The sequence below is a fragment of the Paractinoplanes toevensis genome (assembly GCF_018332695.1).
Taxonomy (GTDB): Bacteria; Actinomycetota; Actinomycetes; order Mycobacteriales; family Micromonosporaceae; genus Actinoplanes; species Actinoplanes toevensis.
This window is the reverse complement of record NZ_BOQN01000115.1, coordinates 1-14,594: the sequence shown is the minus strand read 5'-3', so window position 1 is coordinate 14,594 and position 14,594 is coordinate 1. Positions and strand designations below refer to the sequence as shown.

The following is a 14,594-nucleotide window of genomic DNA, read 5'->3' as shown; positions in this document are numbered from 1 at the left end:
CCGGATTTCATCGCCCTCGCCAAGGAGCTCATCGCAACAGCACACGGCGCGGTCGCCACCGCTTAGCGACGGACGCGCGTTTACCAGTAGCCGGCGGCAGCCAATTCCATGGACTCGGGCAGTGACCGTTTCATAACAAGTTTTCGGTACCGGATTCCGGTTCCCATCCGAGGCGGGAAGGGTAATCGGTATGGCGGATAAGGCCTGTCCGGGTGCGATATTGTTCGAATCTCGTCAATGCCTTGACCTGAAGGGGATCCGAATGAAATCGAGGAGTGCGCTGATCGCGGTGGGCTCGGCCGGCCTACTGCTCGTGGCGGGCGCGACGACGGCGACGGTCGCGCGGGCCGCCGACCTACCCCCTGGCGCGCCGCCCGGCGTCTGCTCGGCCGATGCCGAATACGGACCCCCACTTGCGTCGCCGACGATCACCGCTGCCCGCCTCTTCGGTGGCCAGGCCTTCCTCGAAGGACCCGTGTGGATTGCCGACCATGGCTATCTACTGATGTCCGACATGGCCGCCGCGACCGGGCCGGAGCGAGTGCAGCCGTCGAGAATTCTGCGCTACACCCCGGGTTCGGTGGCCGTGGAAACGGCGATCGCCGACTCCGGCAGCAACGGCCTGGCTCTGTCGCCGGACGGTGGGTCGGTCGTCGCGGCCACCCATGACCGGCGCAGCATCTCGAGGTATCAGCTCGCGGACTCTTCCCGCGAGACTATCGCCGGCGATTTTCTGGGTGCGGCGTTCAATTCGCCGAACGACGTGACAATTCGCTCCGACGGCGTCGCCTATTTCACTGATCCTGATTTCCAGCGCGGGGGTCGAGCCGACGCGATGCAGGGCCGAACGAGTGTGTTCCGGATCTCCGGTGGGACCGTGTCGCTGGTCGACGACAGCCTGAAGGAGCCGAACGGTATCGCGCTGTCCCCGGACGGCGGCACGCTTTACGTCGGCGCATACGGCGAGAACAAGATCTACAGCTATTCAGTACGGGCCGATGGCAGCACCGGCGAGCGTACGCAGTTCGCCTCCATTGCCGGCCCCGACGGTGCAACGATCGACTGTGCCGGCAATGTCTACTGGGCATCAGGTACGGACGGCCTCGTCCACGTCTTCTCACCGGACGGCGCGGAGTTCGGAACGATCGCCGCAGGTGCCGGGAGCACGAACGTCGCGTTCGGCGGCGACGACCGGAAGACCCTGTTCGTCACGTCCGGGCGTACGGGCGACTTCGGGCTCTACAGCGTGCGTCTCGGCGTGCCCGGCTACCCGTACTGAAATCCTTCGTCGGAGGGTACACAGATGTTGTCACACAGCGCTCGTCTGGCCGTTTTCACCGTCTGCACCGTGCTGGCCGGCATCATCACGGCCGGTGAGTCCTCGGTATCGGCGGCCGCGGCCGATACCCAGCCGCCCACCGCACCGACCGGCCTGGCCGCCAGTGACCTCAGTTGCTCCGCCGTGACGTTGAGTTGGTCGGCGGCCGTCGACGACACCGGCGTCGCGTTCTATGACCTCTACCATGACGGCCAGGCGCTCGGCTCCACCGTCGCGGAGGTGCGCACGATCACGCTGGGCGTGGTCGCCGGCGCACGGTGGGGTTTCTACGTCAACGCCCGGGACGCCGCCGGCAACGTCTCACAGGCCAGCAATACGGTGTCGGTCACCCCGCCGTTCTGTTCTGAGGACGACGCCGCCCCCAGCGTCCCGACGGGGCTCTCCGCCCGCGCCGTCGGCACCGCTGTCACCCTGCAATGGACCGCTGCCACCGACGATGTGGCCGTCACGGGCTACGACGTGTTGCGCGACGGCGCCGAAGTCGGCAGCCTGAGCGGGTCCGCCGCAAGCCCGCCGGACACCACCTTCACCGATGTCGGACTGGCCATCGACACCGACTACGCGTACGCGGTGGTCGCACGCGACGCGCAGGGCAACATCTCGAAGCCGAGCGACCCGGCGCAAGTACGTACCGGAAGTTCGTGCGCCGCCGTGTGCGGTATCACGCAAGTGGCCACGGAGCGTGACCTGCCATGGGGCCTGACCCAGCTGCCGGACGGGACGCTGCTCTACGGGCAGCGCGACCTGTTCACCATTCAAGCGATGGCATCGGACGGTACGGACAAGCACAGCATCGGGACGGTGCCGGACGCGGCCGGCACCGACGGCGAAGGCGGGGTGCTGGGGCTGGCGATCTCGCCGACCTTCGCAACCGACAACTGGTTGTACGTCTACCACACCACGGCGACGGACAACCGCATCGTCCGCTTCCAGTACGACGGCACCCTGCGCACCGAGTCCCGGGAGATTCTCGTGACCGGGATTCCGCGCAACAAGTACCACAACGGCGGCCGCCTGCGGTTCGGCCCGGACGGCAAGCTTTACGCCGCCGCCGGCGACGGTCAGGATCCCGACCAGGCACAGGACCTCGACAACCTCGGCGGGAAGGTGCTCCGGCTGAACCCGGACGGCAGCGTTCCGCCGGACAACCCCTTCCCGGGCAGCTTTGTCTGGAGCTACGGGCACCGCAACCCGCAGGGTCTGGCGTTCGACTCCCACGGCCGGCTGTGGGAGCAGGAGTTCGGCAACAATGTGATGGACGAGACCAACCTCGTCGTCAAGGGCGGCAACTACGGATGGCCGGCCTGCGAGGGCACGATCGGCGATGCCTGCGGCACCCCCGGCTTCGTCGCGCCCGTGCAGACCTACCCCGTCGCGGCGGCGTCCTGCAGTGGCATCGCCATCGTGCGTGATGTTCTCTACATCGCCTGCTTGCGCGGCACCCGGCTGTACCGCGCGGTGATCGATGGTGATCGGCTGACCGAGATCCAGCAGTACTACGTCGGCACCTACGGCCGGCTTCGCACCGTCGAGCCGACCGTCGACGGCAACCTGTGGCTGACGACGAGCACCCGAGGCGACAAGGACAGCATTCCGCAGAACAGCAACGAGAAGATCTTCAAGATCACCTTGGGTGACGGTTGACCGGCGATCACGACAGTCGCGGTTCGGCCAGTCCGCCGGCGCCATCATCGTCAGCGGCATACCCCAGAGTGGGCTGAATCACCTGTAGCGATGGAACCTGGCCCGCACATGTGTGACCGGACGCGATCACGCCGCCGGGACCACCAGGAGCCGCAGATGACGACAGCCACCCTCGCCCAGACGACAGCCCTGCGAGGTGACTACGGTCTTGCGCCGAAAAACAAGCCTCGGCTGTACGCGCTGGACGGGTTGCGGCTGGTGTGCGCGCTGGCGGTGGCCGGCTATCACTTCGGGGACTCGTGGCGGTTGGACGGGGCGCATCCACCCGCATATTTCCTGCCGGACGCAGCGCCGGTGTTGATCTACGGCTTTCTGGGTGTCGAGGTGTTTTTCCTGATCAGCGGATTCGTCATCCTGATGAGCGGCTGGGGACGCACCGTTCGCGAGTTCGCCGCCTCCCGCGCCGCCCGGCTCTACCCGGCCTTCTGGGCTTGCGTACTGATCACCGCCGTGGTCAGCACGGTGCTGCCGATCAGCGGCGGAGTGCCGTTCCCGCCCCTGCCGGGCGGCCCGGACGTGCTGATCAACCTGACGATGCTGGCGGAGCCGTTGAACAGGCCGCTGGTCGACACCGTGTACTGGACGCTCTGGTGTGAGTTCCGGTTCTACCTGATCGTCGCCTGCCTGCTCGCCGCCGGGCTGACCGACAAGCGGATGCGGCTGCTCGGCGCAGGATGGCTGGCTGCCGCCGTGCTCATGCCGGCCTTCCCGGAGGCGCCGCTCAACCAGGTCGTGATGCCCGACTTCGCGCCGTACTTCATCGCGGGCATGACCATGTTCCTGCTGCGCCGGGACCGCTCCGACCGGTGGTCCTGGGCGCTGCTGGCCGCCTGCTGGCTGGTCAGCCTGCACCACGTGCACACGCGGGCACTGGACCTGCATCCCGGCTTCGAGGTCCCGGTCTGGCCGGCGCCGGTGCTGCTCACCATCGCGTACGGCGTCCTGCTCGCCGTTGCGCTCGGCGCCACCGACCGGATCACCTGGGGCTGGCTGAGCACGGCGGGCGCGCTCACGTACCCGTTCTATCTGCTGCATCAGCGGGTCGGCTACAGCCTGATCCGCACCTTTCACACCGCAACCGGGCTGCCCGCGCCGATACTGATCGGGGGAGCCATCCTCGTCCTGCTCACAGCGGCGTGGCTTATCCACCGCTTCGTCGAGAGTCCGCTCGCACCCCTCGTCCGCGTTTTCGTGCAGGGCCGGCGACGACCGATCACAGCAGATCGAGCGACGCGAGCGTGAGGGAATCATGAACCGGACAACCCCGGACGCTGAAGCCGCCTTCCGCGAGCTCTTCGAGGCCGCGTACGACGACCTGCTGGTATTCGTCGAGCGCCGTACGGACCTCGCCGTGGCTGACGACGTGGTCGCCGAGACGTTCCTGGTCGCCTGGCGGCGCCTGGACGACGTGCCGGACGCCCTCGACGAGGCCCGTGCCTGGCTGTTCACCGTCGCGCACAACCTGCTGCGCAACCGGCAGCGCAGCGAACAGCGGCAACAGAAGCTCGCCCTGCGCATCCTGCGAGAACCAGAAGGCGACACAGGCGGTGACGCCGACGCTGTGGCAGCCCACGTCGACCTGGCCCGGGCCTGGCAGCATCTGTCCCCCGCCGATCAGGAAGCGCTCACGCTCACCGCGATCGAGGACCTCACCGGGCCTCAGGCCGCTCACGTGCTCGGCATCTCCCGGACGGCGTTCAGTCTGCGCCTGCTGCGCGCCCGCCGCCGCCTGCGCCAGCACCTGCGTCAACAGCCGGAACCTGGACCTGCCCCTTCCCCCGCGCCTGCCCGCACCGCATCACCCGGAGGCCCCGCATGACCAACGACGAACTCGACCACGCCATCCGTTCCGCCGCCGGCCCGGTGCCCGCCCGCGTCACGCAGGCTCGGGCCCGGGAACTGCTCGAGAGCATCGTCACCACCGACCGGAGGGCAGGCTTCGAGCCGGCCGCACCCCGCGCCTGGCGTCGTCTGAAGATCGGCGCCGTGGCGGCGGCGCTCGCTGCCGGGGGCGCCGTGATCGCCGGTCTGCTGGCCGGCGGACCGGCGTACGCGTCCTGGACCCCTGATCCGGGGCCCGTCTCGGCCGGCGAGGCCCGCGAGATCGTCGCCAAGTGCGTGCCGGCGCAGGAGATCGGCGCTGCGCGGATTGTCGTCGGTGAGACCCGCGGTGACTACGCGTACGTCAATGCCGTGACGCCGAGCGGAAGCCGGACCTGCTTCCGCGACCACAACGGTGACGTGCGCGAGGCCAGCATCCTCACCGTGCTGACCAGCACCGAACAGCTGGGCGCCACCGGCGTCGAGTTGTACACCTGGGGTCAGCTGCGCACCGACGAGGGTTACATCCGGCTCATGGCGGGACACCTCGGCTCTCAGATCACCGACGTCGACATCACCGTACGGGCAGAGAACGGCAACTCGTCGCGGACGGCGCACGCCACCGTCCGCGACGGCTACTTCGCCGCCTGGTATCCGGAAGGCCGCGACGAAGCAAGCAGCAACACCACCACGCTGACCCTTCGCCTCACTGACGGCAGCACCATCAGCAACGTGTCCGCCAGCCAACTGTACGAGCACCCCAAGCTCGACTAGCGCCGTTGTTGCCCGCAGCTGCGGCCTGCTCTCCGCCTTGTCCGCGGTCCACGGCGTCGTCGTCGGCCGCCCTCGTCGTTGTCGTAGGGCCGGCGCGGCGCCGACCCGGTCCTGTCATTCCGGGTGGACGCCGCGCTGACCGGTTGGTGGAGTCGGTTCAGTGCAGTGTTCCGTAATCGATATGCAGGGCTGATGCCATGGCTCTCACGTTCGATCTGGTGTAGACGTCGGCGCCGGCGAGCCGTCCGGTCCACTTGGCGTTCACGCTGTTGGTCGCGGCGGTGGTGAAGAGGTCATTCATCGTCTCGACGAAGGCCCAGGGGTTCTTGGGGTCGGAAGCGCGTTGCATGACCTGTTGCATGTCAAGGCCGGCCCGCTCTTCCTCGATGGCCGCCCGCACGTCCCTGAGGTATTCCTGTTGAAGCGTCACGTCTTCGCGGGTGCCCAGCCGTGAGACATGACCGCCGACGAACGTGTCGAAGTCGTAGCCCAGGATGTGGTCATGGGCATCGACCCAGCCGGGGATGTCGGTCGATTGGGCGAGGCTGTCGAACGGCACCCACCCAGGGAAGATGACGTCGATCAGCATCAGTGTCCGCTGCCGGGGTGCGTAGACGAACAGGTTCCCGGGTGAATGGTTGGGTCCCCGGTAGTCGAGCCGCAGTTCCTGGTCTCCCACCGTCAGAACGTGGCTGTCGTCGACTATCCCGGTGGGTGACGGCCGGCGCTTGTCATGCAGCCGGTCGAGCAGCACAGCGGTATCTCGGTGGGCCCATCGCTGAGCTTCCTCCGGGTAGATCGACGCTGCGCCGATGTGATCGGCATGGTGATGGCTGTAGACGACATGGGTCACGGGCATGCTGGTGACTTCCGCGACGGCCGGCAGGATGAAGCGCCCGAGAGCGGGCGGGGCGTCGACCGCAACCACCCCGTCGCCGGTCGCCAGGAACATCATCTGGTAGACGCCGTCGGTCACGAGATGTAGTCCGTCACCGATTTCCTGGCGCAGGTATCCCTGGTCGGGGATGGCAGGGCCCTCGGCCCCCGGAGGCACCGGCGCGAAGGCAGGGGGATTCGAGGTCATCTCAGCTCTCCTTGAGGGTGGCGTGGTCGGTTTTGCGGATGGGGTTCGGGGCGTCGGTGCCCGGAGACCACTGACCGGACAGGTTCATGCTCCAGCTCGTTGAGGGCACGATTTTCAGGACTTCCTGACCGTTGCGGTCGACGAACTCGGCGATGCCGTAGACACGTACGTAGCGGGGAGTCCAGGGCCGCATGGTTTTCAGGTCGTCGATGGTCAGGGCTACCTGCGTGTTGCCGCTGCGCACGTTGCGGGCGCGGCGAGTGTCGGCCGGTCGGAAGCCGCCGACGTAGAAGGCGTCACCGTCGAAATGGAAGGTGACCGGGGTGACGTCGGGCTGTCCGTCCTTCGCGACCGTGGCTATCCGGGCCAGCGGCTGCGTCGCGATGTAGGCGCGCTCCTCGTCGGTGAACGACATGACTTCCTCCTGAGCCCTGAGCTACAAGTTAGCTGTTCGGACAGCAATCTACTACAACGCATCCCGGATCTGCCACGAGAAGCCCTGCAGGACAGCACTCCGGGCGGCGCGAGTAAAATCGCTGCGCGATCAGTAAGGAGGTGCTCTGTGACCGCGTCCCCAGAGACGTCGCCGCCGGGCAGGGCAGCGAGCATGCCGATCCCGGCCGCCGTTGCCGAACGGGGTCCGATCACTCACGCCCTGTTCCGCGTCGCGCGGCTCAACCGTCTGCACGCCAGGAAACTGCTTAGTCGCGTGGGACTGCACCCAGCTCAGGAGTTGGTCATGCTGCAGCTGTGGGATCTGGGCCCGCAACGTCAAGCCGACCTGGTCACACTCCTGGGTTCGGACACGGCAACCATGACCCGAACCATCCGGCGACTCGAAACCGCCGGGTTCATCCGCCGCCGCCGCAGTGAGCATGACAAACGCGTCTATATCATCGAACCCACCGCGGCCAGCCTGGCACTGCGCGCACAGGTCGAACAGGTCTGGTCCGACCTCGAAGCCGCTGTCACCCGCAACCTCGACAAGAGTCAGCAAACCCAATTGCTCAACCTGCTCGAACAAGCCGAAGCAGACCTGATTCCCGTCGCCGCCAACGCGGAGACCGACGGCATGGGCCAGCTCTGATCAGCCGTCGGTAGTGCACGCCGGCTTCTTCGCGGCCGACCTCGACCGGCTACAGCGACGCTCGTGACGGCTCACCCAACCCGGCACCGTCGCGAACGCCTGGCTGTTCTGATTGCTCGGTTGTAGGACGGGTTGGTCCTGTTCTCACTCCCGGACGAGCATGTGGGTGTCGTCGTCGAGCACTTCGGGGATACCGAGGTATGCAAGATCTGCGACGAAGCGGCGCCGGGAAACCGGAGCATCGCCGCAGGAACTCAAATAGTCGACATACATCTCTTCGGTGGCCATCGCACCGGACCAGGCGACTGCTTCCTGCAGCCAGCGCACGACCGTCGGGTCGGGGCGTATCTCGTTCTTGGACGGCGGGGTGAAGTGGTGACCGCACCGGGGACAGGTGGTGTCTGACATAGTTTTCAGTTTGCATTCGCCTGCGGCGCAGATCTATCGACCGGAAGGAAGAAGGCGTCCAACTCACTACGACCTTCGGCCGGTCCCGCGGACCACCTCGTCCTACTCCCCGGCGGTGGTCATATCGAGGACGAAGCGGTAGCGGACGTCGTTGCGGGCCAAGCGCTCGAGCGCCTCGTTGACCTCCTGCTGTGGCAGGATCTCGATGTCGGCGGTGATGTGGTGGCGGTCGCAGAAGTCGAGCATCTCCCGGGTTTCGCGGGTGCCTCCGCTGCCGGCGCCGGCGATGTTCTTGGCCCCTTGGATGAGGCTCAGCGGTTTGACGGTGAGGTCCCCCTCAGGGATGCCGACGATGCAGAGGGTTCCGTCCATGGCCAGCACGGCAAGGTAGGGCTCGAGGAAGTGCGGCGCGCCCACGGTGTCGATGATGAGGTCGAAGCGACCCTTCTGCGCAGCCATCTGCTGCTGGTCGGTGGAGAGCACCACATCGTCCGCGCCCAGGGCCAGTGCTTCGGCTGCCTTGTCCATGGTGCGGGTGAACTGGACGACTTCGGCTCCCAGGTGGTGGGCGATCTTCAGTGCCAGGTGACCGAGCCCGCCCATACCGACGATGCCGACTCGCTTGCCGGGACCCGCCCCCCAACGCTTGAGGGGGACGTACGTGGTGATTCCCGCGCACATCAGCGGTGCGACAGCGGCGAGCGGTAGTCCCTCGGGTACGTGGTAGGTGAACTTCGCCGGCAGGACGTACTCGGCGGAGTAGCCGCCGCGGGTCGGCATCGCGTCCTTGGGGTCGATGTTGCCGTAGGTGAGCGTCGGGAACCGCTCGCACCAGTTCTCCCGGCCGGCCTGGCAGGGTGGGCACTCGCCGCAGGAGTCGATGATATTGCCGATCGCGACCTTGTCGCCGACCTGGAAGCCGGCCACCGCCGGGCCCACGGCGGTGATCTCACCGGTCATCTCGTGGCCCGGCACCAAAGGGGAATCGCCGCTGTGCCGGATGGCGGAGATGTCGCTGGCGCAGACCCCGCAGTACTCGATCTTTACCGCGACGTCGTCGTCGAGTAGATCACGGCGCTGAAAGGCCCAGGGCTGCAGCGGAGTGTCCTTGTCCAGCGCGGCCCATCCGATGGTGTCTCTCACGAAGTCCTCCAAGCTGGCAAACGAACTGGTTCGTTCGCGAACGTATCCGATCTGCTGCTTCGCGGCAAACGAACGAGTTCGTTTAGGCTGTGACGGTGGACAGATCCCGAGCCAGCCGCCGACGCCTGCTGGACGCCGGGGCCGTCGAGTTCGCCGCGTACGGCGTCGCCGGCGCACGGGTCGATCGCATCTCCGTCGACGCCAAGGTCAGCAAGGCCCAGATCTACTCCTACTACGCCGGCAAGGAGGAGCTGTTCGACGCAGTCCTCGACGATCAGCTCAACGACATCCTGGACAAGGTGCCACTCACCGCCGACCTCCCGGACTACGCGGTCCGCCTCTACGACGCCTACCTGGAGCACCCTCAGCTGGTTCGCCTGGCCACGTGGGCGCGCCTGGAACGCGTCCCGGCCGGCCCGCTGTTCCCCCGGGCCGACGAAACCGCCAAGATCGAGGTCATCGCCGCGGCCCAGCGAGCAGACCGGATCCGTACCGACATACCGGCGGCCGACATTCACGCCATGGTGATCGCGCTGGCCATGACATGGTCGCCCAGTAGCCTCACCTACACCGCAACCCCGGCTGACCCGGCCGCCGACCACCACCGCCGACGGACCAGTCTCGCCGCGGCCGTCCACGACGCCCTCATGCGCTGAGCTCACCCGGATGAGCAAACGGCGACGTAATTGGCGTGTCGCTGACCACGTATGACGCGACCTCGCGCCTGGGCAACAATCCTCCTCCGGCGCGACCGCCGCCACCGAGACTGCCCCGGGCTCCACATAGGCTCACCTATGGTGTCCGAAGGGCAGAGATCGCGGCGACGACCGCACCGGCGAGGGCGCCGACCCGCCTGAGGCGGCCGTGACTCAATCGTGCCTGAGCATCCCGAGCGGGACTGCGGTGCCACGATCGAAGACCGGGATGAGCTGACGGAAGAGATGGCCGGCGCGCACGCTCGGGATTCAAAATTACGCCCGAAGTGGGGCCGAGACTCACGTGCGAGACTTCTCGTGACTGCCACGCATAACACTTTCAAGCGAATCCAAATTGTCAATCTAGGATCGCGCCCCATGGTGCCGGGTCTCGAATATCCATTACGGCGTTGACTAGCTGTCGACTTCGGCGTAACAATCGACCGACGTCATTCGATGGACGTCTGCAGTGGCCGCCGTCGATGACTCGAAAGATCGTTGCCTGCCCTTAGCGGCTGCCATTCTCCGTTCCTGTCACCATCAGAGGAATGTCGTCGGCCGCGGCTTCACTCCGACAAGCGAGGTTTACATGCCGACTATCCCCAGGCGCCATCAGAGGACGGCAACGCGGGCCGCGATCGGCGTCGCGGTGTTGGTCAGCGGTGTGTTCGCCGCGATGGCGCCCGCCCACGCCGCCACCACCGGGCCGTGCGACATCTACGCCTCCGGTGGCACTCCCTGCGTCGCTGCGCACAGCACCACGCGAGCTCTGTACGGCTCCTACGCCGGGCCGCTGTACCAGGTTCGGCGTACCTCGGACAACACGTACAGGAGTGTCACCGCGACCGGCGCGGGTGGTTACGCCGACGCCGCCGGCCAGGACTCGTTCTGCGCCGGCACAAGCTGCGTGATCACCCGGATCTACGACCAGACCGGCCGGGGCAATGACCTCACCCAGGCGCCGGGCGGCGGCGCGGCCGGCGGCCCGGACAACCTCGCGGACGCCACCGCCGCCCCGATCACCATCAACGGCACCAAGGTGTACGGCGTCTACGTGGCGCCCGGCACCGGCTACCGCAACAACAGCACCAACGGCATCGCCACCGGCGACCAGCCCGAGGGCATGTACGCGATCTTCGATGGCACCCACTACAACGGCGGCTGCTGCTTCGACTACGGCAACGCCGAGACCAACAACCTCGACAACGGCAACGGCCACATGGAGGCCATCTACTTCGGCAACAACAACTGGTGGGGTTCCGGCGCGGGTAACGGCCCGTGGATCATGGCCGACCTCGAGAACGGCCTGTTCTCCGGGGTGAATCAGAAGAACAACCCCAACGATCCGACGATCAGTCACCGCTTCCTCACCGCGATCATCAAGGGCCAGCCGAACCATTGGGCCATCCGGGGCGGCAACGCTCAGTCCGGTGGACTGTCCACGTTCTACGACGGCGTCCGTCCCAATGTCTCGGGCTACAACCCGATGAAGAAGGAGGGGGCGATCATCCTGGGCATCGGCGGTGACAACAGCAAGGGCGCCGCCGGCACCTTCTACGAGGGCGTGATGACCTCCGGCTACCCGTCGGACGCGACCGAGAACTCGGTGCAGGCCAACATCGTGGCGGCCGGATACGGCACGACCGGCGGCGGAACTGGTGGCGGTAAGGAACTCGTCGGTGGCCAGTCGGGCCGATGCACGGACGTCCCGAACGCGTCGACCACCAACGGGACCCAGGTGCAGCTGTACGACTGTGCGGGCGGCAGCGGCCAGCTCTGGACGTCCACCTCCAGCAAACAGCTGACGGTGTACGGCAACAAATGCCTCGATGCGTATGCCAAGGGAACCACCAATGGCACGGCCGTGGTGATCTGGGACTGCAACGGCGGTACCAACCAGCAGTGGAACGTGAATTCCAACGGCACCGTCACCGGCGTGCAGTCCGGGCTCTGTCTGGATGCCAACGGGGCCGGCACCGCCAACGGCACGAAACTCATTCTCTGGTCGTGCAACGGACAGGCCAATCAGCAGTGGAACCTCCGATAGGCGACCGGCCGGCCGGCGGGGCAGAAAGCGAGGAACGGTGCATCTCGTCAATTCTCGGAGACGCCGGCTCGCCGGAGCCGCACTTGCGCTCGTGCTCGCCGGAACCACAGCCGTTGCCACCGGCACAGCGGCGCGGGCGGTTGATGTCGTCGTTCGGGTGAGGGTGAACGCGAACGAGGGACTCGGGACCGTACCCGACACCGCGTACGGCCTGAACCAGGCGGTTTGGGACGGGAACATGAACACGCCGGCGTCGGTCGAGCTGCTCGGCCGGGCCGGTGTACAGATGATGCGCTATCCGGGCGGCTCGTACGGCGACGGTTACCACTGGCAGACCAACACCGTTTCCGGCGGCGGGTGGGTGGCGCCCGGCACCGACTTCGACTCGTTCATGGGTACGACGAGGGCGGTAGGGGCGCAGGCCATGGTCATCGCCAATTACGGCTCGGGAACGCCCGAGGAGGCAGCGGAGTGGGTTCGGTACGCCAATGTCACCAAGGGCTACGGCGTCAAATACTGGGAGATCGGTAACGAGGTCTACGGCAACGGCCACTACGGCGCCGACTGGGAACTCGACTACCACACCAGCAAAAGTCCGACGACGTACGCGAACAATGTCGTCGAGTACGCGCGGGCGATGAAGGCGGTCGATCCCACCGTCAGGATCGGGGTGGTGCTGACGCTGCCGAACAGTTGGCCCGACGGTTCGGTCGCATCCGGTGACAGCAAGGACTGGAACCACACGGTGCTTCCGATCGTCGGCCCGTACGTCGATTTCGGGGTCATCCACTACTACCCGAACCACACCACGGCCGCTGACGTTCTTCAGCAGACCGGATTGCTGCCGGCCGAGTTGGCACAGGTCCGCCAGCAGATCAGCCGGTACGCGGGCGACCGCGGCCCGTCCATCGGTATCGCGGTGACCGAGACGCAGTCCAACTTCCAGGCGGCCACCCAGCCGGGCGCGCTGTTCACCGCGGACGTCTACTTCACCGCGCTGGAGAACGGCGTCTTCAACGTGGACTACTGGGACACCCGTAACGGCATGCCCGAGGACAACATCACCACGGCGCCCGACGGCGCCACCGACTACGGCGACGGCGGCATGCTGTCCAGCGGCAACTGCAACAGTCACAACGTCTGCGAGCCCCCGCTGAACACGCCGTTCCCGGCGTACTACGCCTTCCAGATGCTCGGCGAGGTGGCCGTTCCCGGGGACACCCTGGTGCGGTCCGGCTCGGACAACCCGCTGTTGGGCGTCCATGCGGCCCGCAACAACGACGGCAACCTGAGCGTCGAGTTGATCAACCGGGATCCGAGTGCCGCGTACACCGTCGATCTCGACTACGTGGGGTGGGCACCGAGCAGCGAAACCCCCACGGTCCACACGTACGCCGCGGAGGGCACGTCGATCACCACCGCCCAGCGGGGGACGGCCGGCACCCAGGTCGTCCCGGCGTACTCGATCGTCACTGTGAAACTCACACCGTCGGCCACCAACCCGGTCAGCCGTACGCTGAGCGCGCCCGGGAGTCCGACGGTCAGCAACGTCACCGCGCACAGCGCCATCATCGCGTGGACACCGTCGACCGGCGGTGACGTCACCCGGTACGGGGTGTTCCAGCAGATCGGCACGAACAGCGTGCTGCTCGGCGAGTCCACCTCGGCCACCTTCACCGCGCAGAACCTGGTGCCGGGAACCTCCTACACGGTGAACGTGCTCGCCACCGATCAGAAGGGCTACCGGTCGATGCCGTCGACGCCAGTCACGTTCGTCACCGGCACACCGCAGAACAGCACCTGCGCGGTGACCTACGACGTCGTCAGCGGCTGGGCGAGTGGTTTCGTGGCAAACCTCGCCATCACCAACACCGGTCCCGACCCGATCAACGGATGGACCCTCGCGTTCAGCTTCCCGAGCAGCACCGAATCGGTATCGAGCAGCACCTGGAACGGCACCTACGCCGCCGACGGCCAAAACGTCGTGGTCACTCCCGCCGACGGGAACACCTACCTGACCCCCAACGGCGGCAACACCGTGAGCACCGGCTTCGTCGGCAACCAGACTGGCGCGAACCCATCACCTGCCTCGTTCACCCTCAACGGCGCCGTCTGCACGACCACCTATTCGTAGAACACCGTCCCTCGGCAGCGGGCACGACCCGGGACTGTGCCACGAACGGTGTTTCTGGCCTGATTCGCCGGATTTTTGTTCGGCGGGATGGGCACTGTGAGTAATGACCGCAGAGATCGTGAGGCGACGGAAGAACGCCCGTGTCGGGGGCCGGAAGCTGTCGCCGGAGCAGGCCGCAGCTGCGGCGATGGTGGCCGAGGCCCGGCAGCGGGGCTTGGAGCTGACCGGCCCGGACGGGCTGCTGAAGCTTTTCACCAAGAAACGGCAACGCCGGCTCGGCGAGGTCGACGAAATGGTCTTGTCGTTATATGCGAAAGGATTGACGACGGGGGAGATCTCCGCGCATTTCTCGGAGATC

14 protein-coding genes are annotated in these 14,594 nt (G+C 66.7%); 10 read left to right on the top strand and 4 right to left on the bottom strand.

The window, feature by feature from the left end; translation table 11 throughout:
• Window positions 1-190 precede the first annotated feature (190 nt).
• The 5 genes from Ato02nite_RS40420 to Ato02nite_RS40400 all read left to right on the top strand — a co-directional run bounded on the left by Ato02nite_RS40420 (window position 191) and on the right by Ato02nite_RS40400 (window position 5,638).
• On the top strand, window positions 191-1,279 hold the full coding sequence (locus tag Ato02nite_RS40420) for an SMP-30/gluconolactonase/LRE family protein (protein WP_246608003.1): 1,089 nt from the start codon (window positions 191-193) through the stop codon (window positions 1,277-1,279).
• A gap of 24 nt (window positions 1,280-1,303) precedes the next feature.
• On the top strand, window positions 1,304-2,983 hold the full coding sequence (locus Ato02nite_RS40415; protein ID WP_213011997.1) for a PQQ-dependent sugar dehydrogenase: 1,680 nt from the start codon (window positions 1,304-1,306) through the stop codon (window positions 2,981-2,983).
• A 156-nt stretch (window positions 2,984-3,139) separates the two neighbouring features.
• On the top strand, window positions 3,140-4,285 hold the full coding sequence (locus tag Ato02nite_RS40410) for an acyltransferase family protein (protein ID WP_213011996.1): 1,146 nt from the start codon (window positions 3,140-3,142) through the stop codon (window positions 4,283-4,285).
• 7 nt (window positions 4,286-4,292) lie between these two features.
• Window positions 4,293-4,862, top strand: a complete 570-nt coding sequence (locus Ato02nite_RS40405) for an RNA polymerase sigma factor (protein ID WP_213011995.1) — start codon at window positions 4,293-4,295, stop codon at window positions 4,860-4,862.
• Entirely contained in the window at window positions 4,859-5,638 is a 780-nt protein-coding gene (locus tag Ato02nite_RS40400) for a hypothetical protein (RefSeq protein WP_213011994.1), read from the top strand. Before Ato02nite_RS40405 ends, Ato02nite_RS40400 begins: the two co-directional genes overlap by 4 nt.
• Window positions 5,639-5,795: 157 nt before the next feature.
• On the opposite strand, the gene Ato02nite_RS40395 is transcribed toward Ato02nite_RS40400, so the two are convergent.
• Together Ato02nite_RS40395 and Ato02nite_RS40390 are read right to left on the bottom strand one after the other, a co-directional pair.
• Entirely contained in the window at window positions 5,796-6,722 is a 927-nt protein-coding gene (locus Ato02nite_RS40395; protein ID WP_213011993.1) for an MBL fold metallo-hydrolase, read from the bottom strand.
• A gap of 1 nt (window position 6,723) precedes the next feature.
• On the bottom strand, window positions 6,724-7,137 hold the full coding sequence (locus tag Ato02nite_RS40390; protein WP_213011992.1) for a PPOX class F420-dependent oxidoreductase: 414 nt from the start codon (window positions 7,135-7,137) through the stop codon (window positions 6,724-6,726).
• Window positions 7,138-7,329: 192 nt separating this feature from the next.
• Here Ato02nite_RS40390 and Ato02nite_RS40385 point away from each other — a divergent pair, with 192 nt between their 5' ends.
• Window positions 7,330-7,809, top strand: a complete 480-nt coding sequence (locus tag Ato02nite_RS40385; RefSeq protein ID WP_213011991.1) for a MarR family winged helix-turn-helix transcriptional regulator — start codon at window positions 7,330-7,332, stop codon at window positions 7,807-7,809.
• A 144-nt stretch (window positions 7,810-7,953) separates the two neighbouring features.
• Here the strand turns inward: Ato02nite_RS40385 and Ato02nite_RS40380 are convergent, their stop codons facing one another.
• Both Ato02nite_RS40380 and Ato02nite_RS40375 read right to left on the bottom strand, forming a co-directional pair.
• Entirely contained in the window at window positions 7,954-8,217 is a 264-nt protein-coding gene (locus Ato02nite_RS40380) for a hypothetical protein (protein ID WP_213011990.1), read from the bottom strand.
• 102 nt (window positions 8,218-8,319) lie between these two features.
• Complete coding sequence (locus tag Ato02nite_RS40375) at window positions 8,320-9,360, bottom strand: NAD(P)-dependent alcohol dehydrogenase (RefSeq protein WP_213011989.1); 1,041 nt, start codon at window positions 9,358-9,360, stop codon at window positions 8,320-8,322.
• Window positions 9,361-9,455: 95 nt separating this feature from the next.
• Here Ato02nite_RS40375 and Ato02nite_RS40370 point away from each other — a divergent pair, with 95 nt between their 5' ends.
• The 4 genes from Ato02nite_RS40370 to Ato02nite_RS52205 form a co-directional block, all read left to right on the top strand.
• Window positions 9,456-10,016, top strand: coding sequence for a TetR/AcrR family transcriptional regulator (locus Ato02nite_RS40370; protein WP_213011988.1), 561 nt, complete (start codon window positions 9,456-9,458; stop codon window positions 10,014-10,016).
• A 628-nt stretch (window positions 10,017-10,644) separates the two neighbouring features.
• Entirely contained in the window at window positions 10,645-12,102 is a 1,458-nt protein-coding gene (locus tag Ato02nite_RS40365; protein ID WP_213011987.1) for an arabinofuranosidase catalytic domain-containing protein, read from the top strand.
• A gap of 157 nt (window positions 12,103-12,259) precedes the next feature.
• Complete coding sequence (locus Ato02nite_RS40360) at window positions 12,260-14,236, top strand: cellulose binding domain-containing protein (protein WP_213011986.1); 1,977 nt, start codon at window positions 12,260-12,262, stop codon at window positions 14,234-14,236.
• A 103-nt stretch (window positions 14,237-14,339) separates the two neighbouring features.
• On the top strand, window positions 14,340-14,594 hold a 255-nt coding region (locus tag Ato02nite_RS52205), incomplete at its 3' end, for a transposase (protein ID WP_246608002.1).

Excerpts from the sequence above, each read along its gene's own strand:
- Ato02nite_RS40420 (WP_246608003.1), top strand. The coding sequence starts at position 191 with ATGGCGGATAAGGCCTGTCCGGGTGCGATATTGTTCGAATCTCGTCAA.
- Ato02nite_RS40385 (WP_213011991.1), top strand. The coding sequence starts at position 7,330 with ATGCCGATCCCGGCCGCCGTTGCCGAACGGGGTCCGATCACTCACGCC.
- Ato02nite_RS40390 (WP_213011992.1), bottom strand. The coding sequence starts at position 7,137 with ATGTCGTTCACCGACGAGGAGCGCGCCTACATCGCGACGCAGCCGCTG.
- Ato02nite_RS40415 (WP_213011997.1), top strand. The coding sequence starts at position 1,304 with ATGTTGTCACACAGCGCTCGTCTGGCCGTTTTCACCGTCTGCACCGTG.
- Ato02nite_RS40395 (WP_213011993.1), bottom strand. The coding sequence starts at position 6,722 with ATGACCTCGAATCCCCCTGCCTTCGCGCCGGTGCCTCCGGGGGCCGAG.
- Ato02nite_RS40405 (WP_213011995.1), top strand. The coding sequence starts at position 4,293 with ATGAACCGGACAACCCCGGACGCTGAAGCCGCCTTCCGCGAGCTCTTC.
- Ato02nite_RS40410 (WP_213011996.1), top strand. The coding sequence starts at position 3,140 with ATGACGACAGCCACCCTCGCCCAGACGACAGCCCTGCGAGGTGACTAC.
- Ato02nite_RS40400 (WP_213011994.1), top strand. The coding sequence starts at position 4,859 with ATGACCAACGACGAACTCGACCACGCCATCCGTTCCGCCGCCGGCCCG.
- Ato02nite_RS40365 (WP_213011987.1), top strand. The coding sequence starts at position 10,645 with ATGCCGACTATCCCCAGGCGCCATCAGAGGACGGCAACGCGGGCCGCG.
- Ato02nite_RS40380 (WP_213011990.1), bottom strand. The coding sequence starts at position 8,217 with ATGTCAGACACCACCTGTCCCCGGTGCGGTCACCACTTCACCCCGCCG.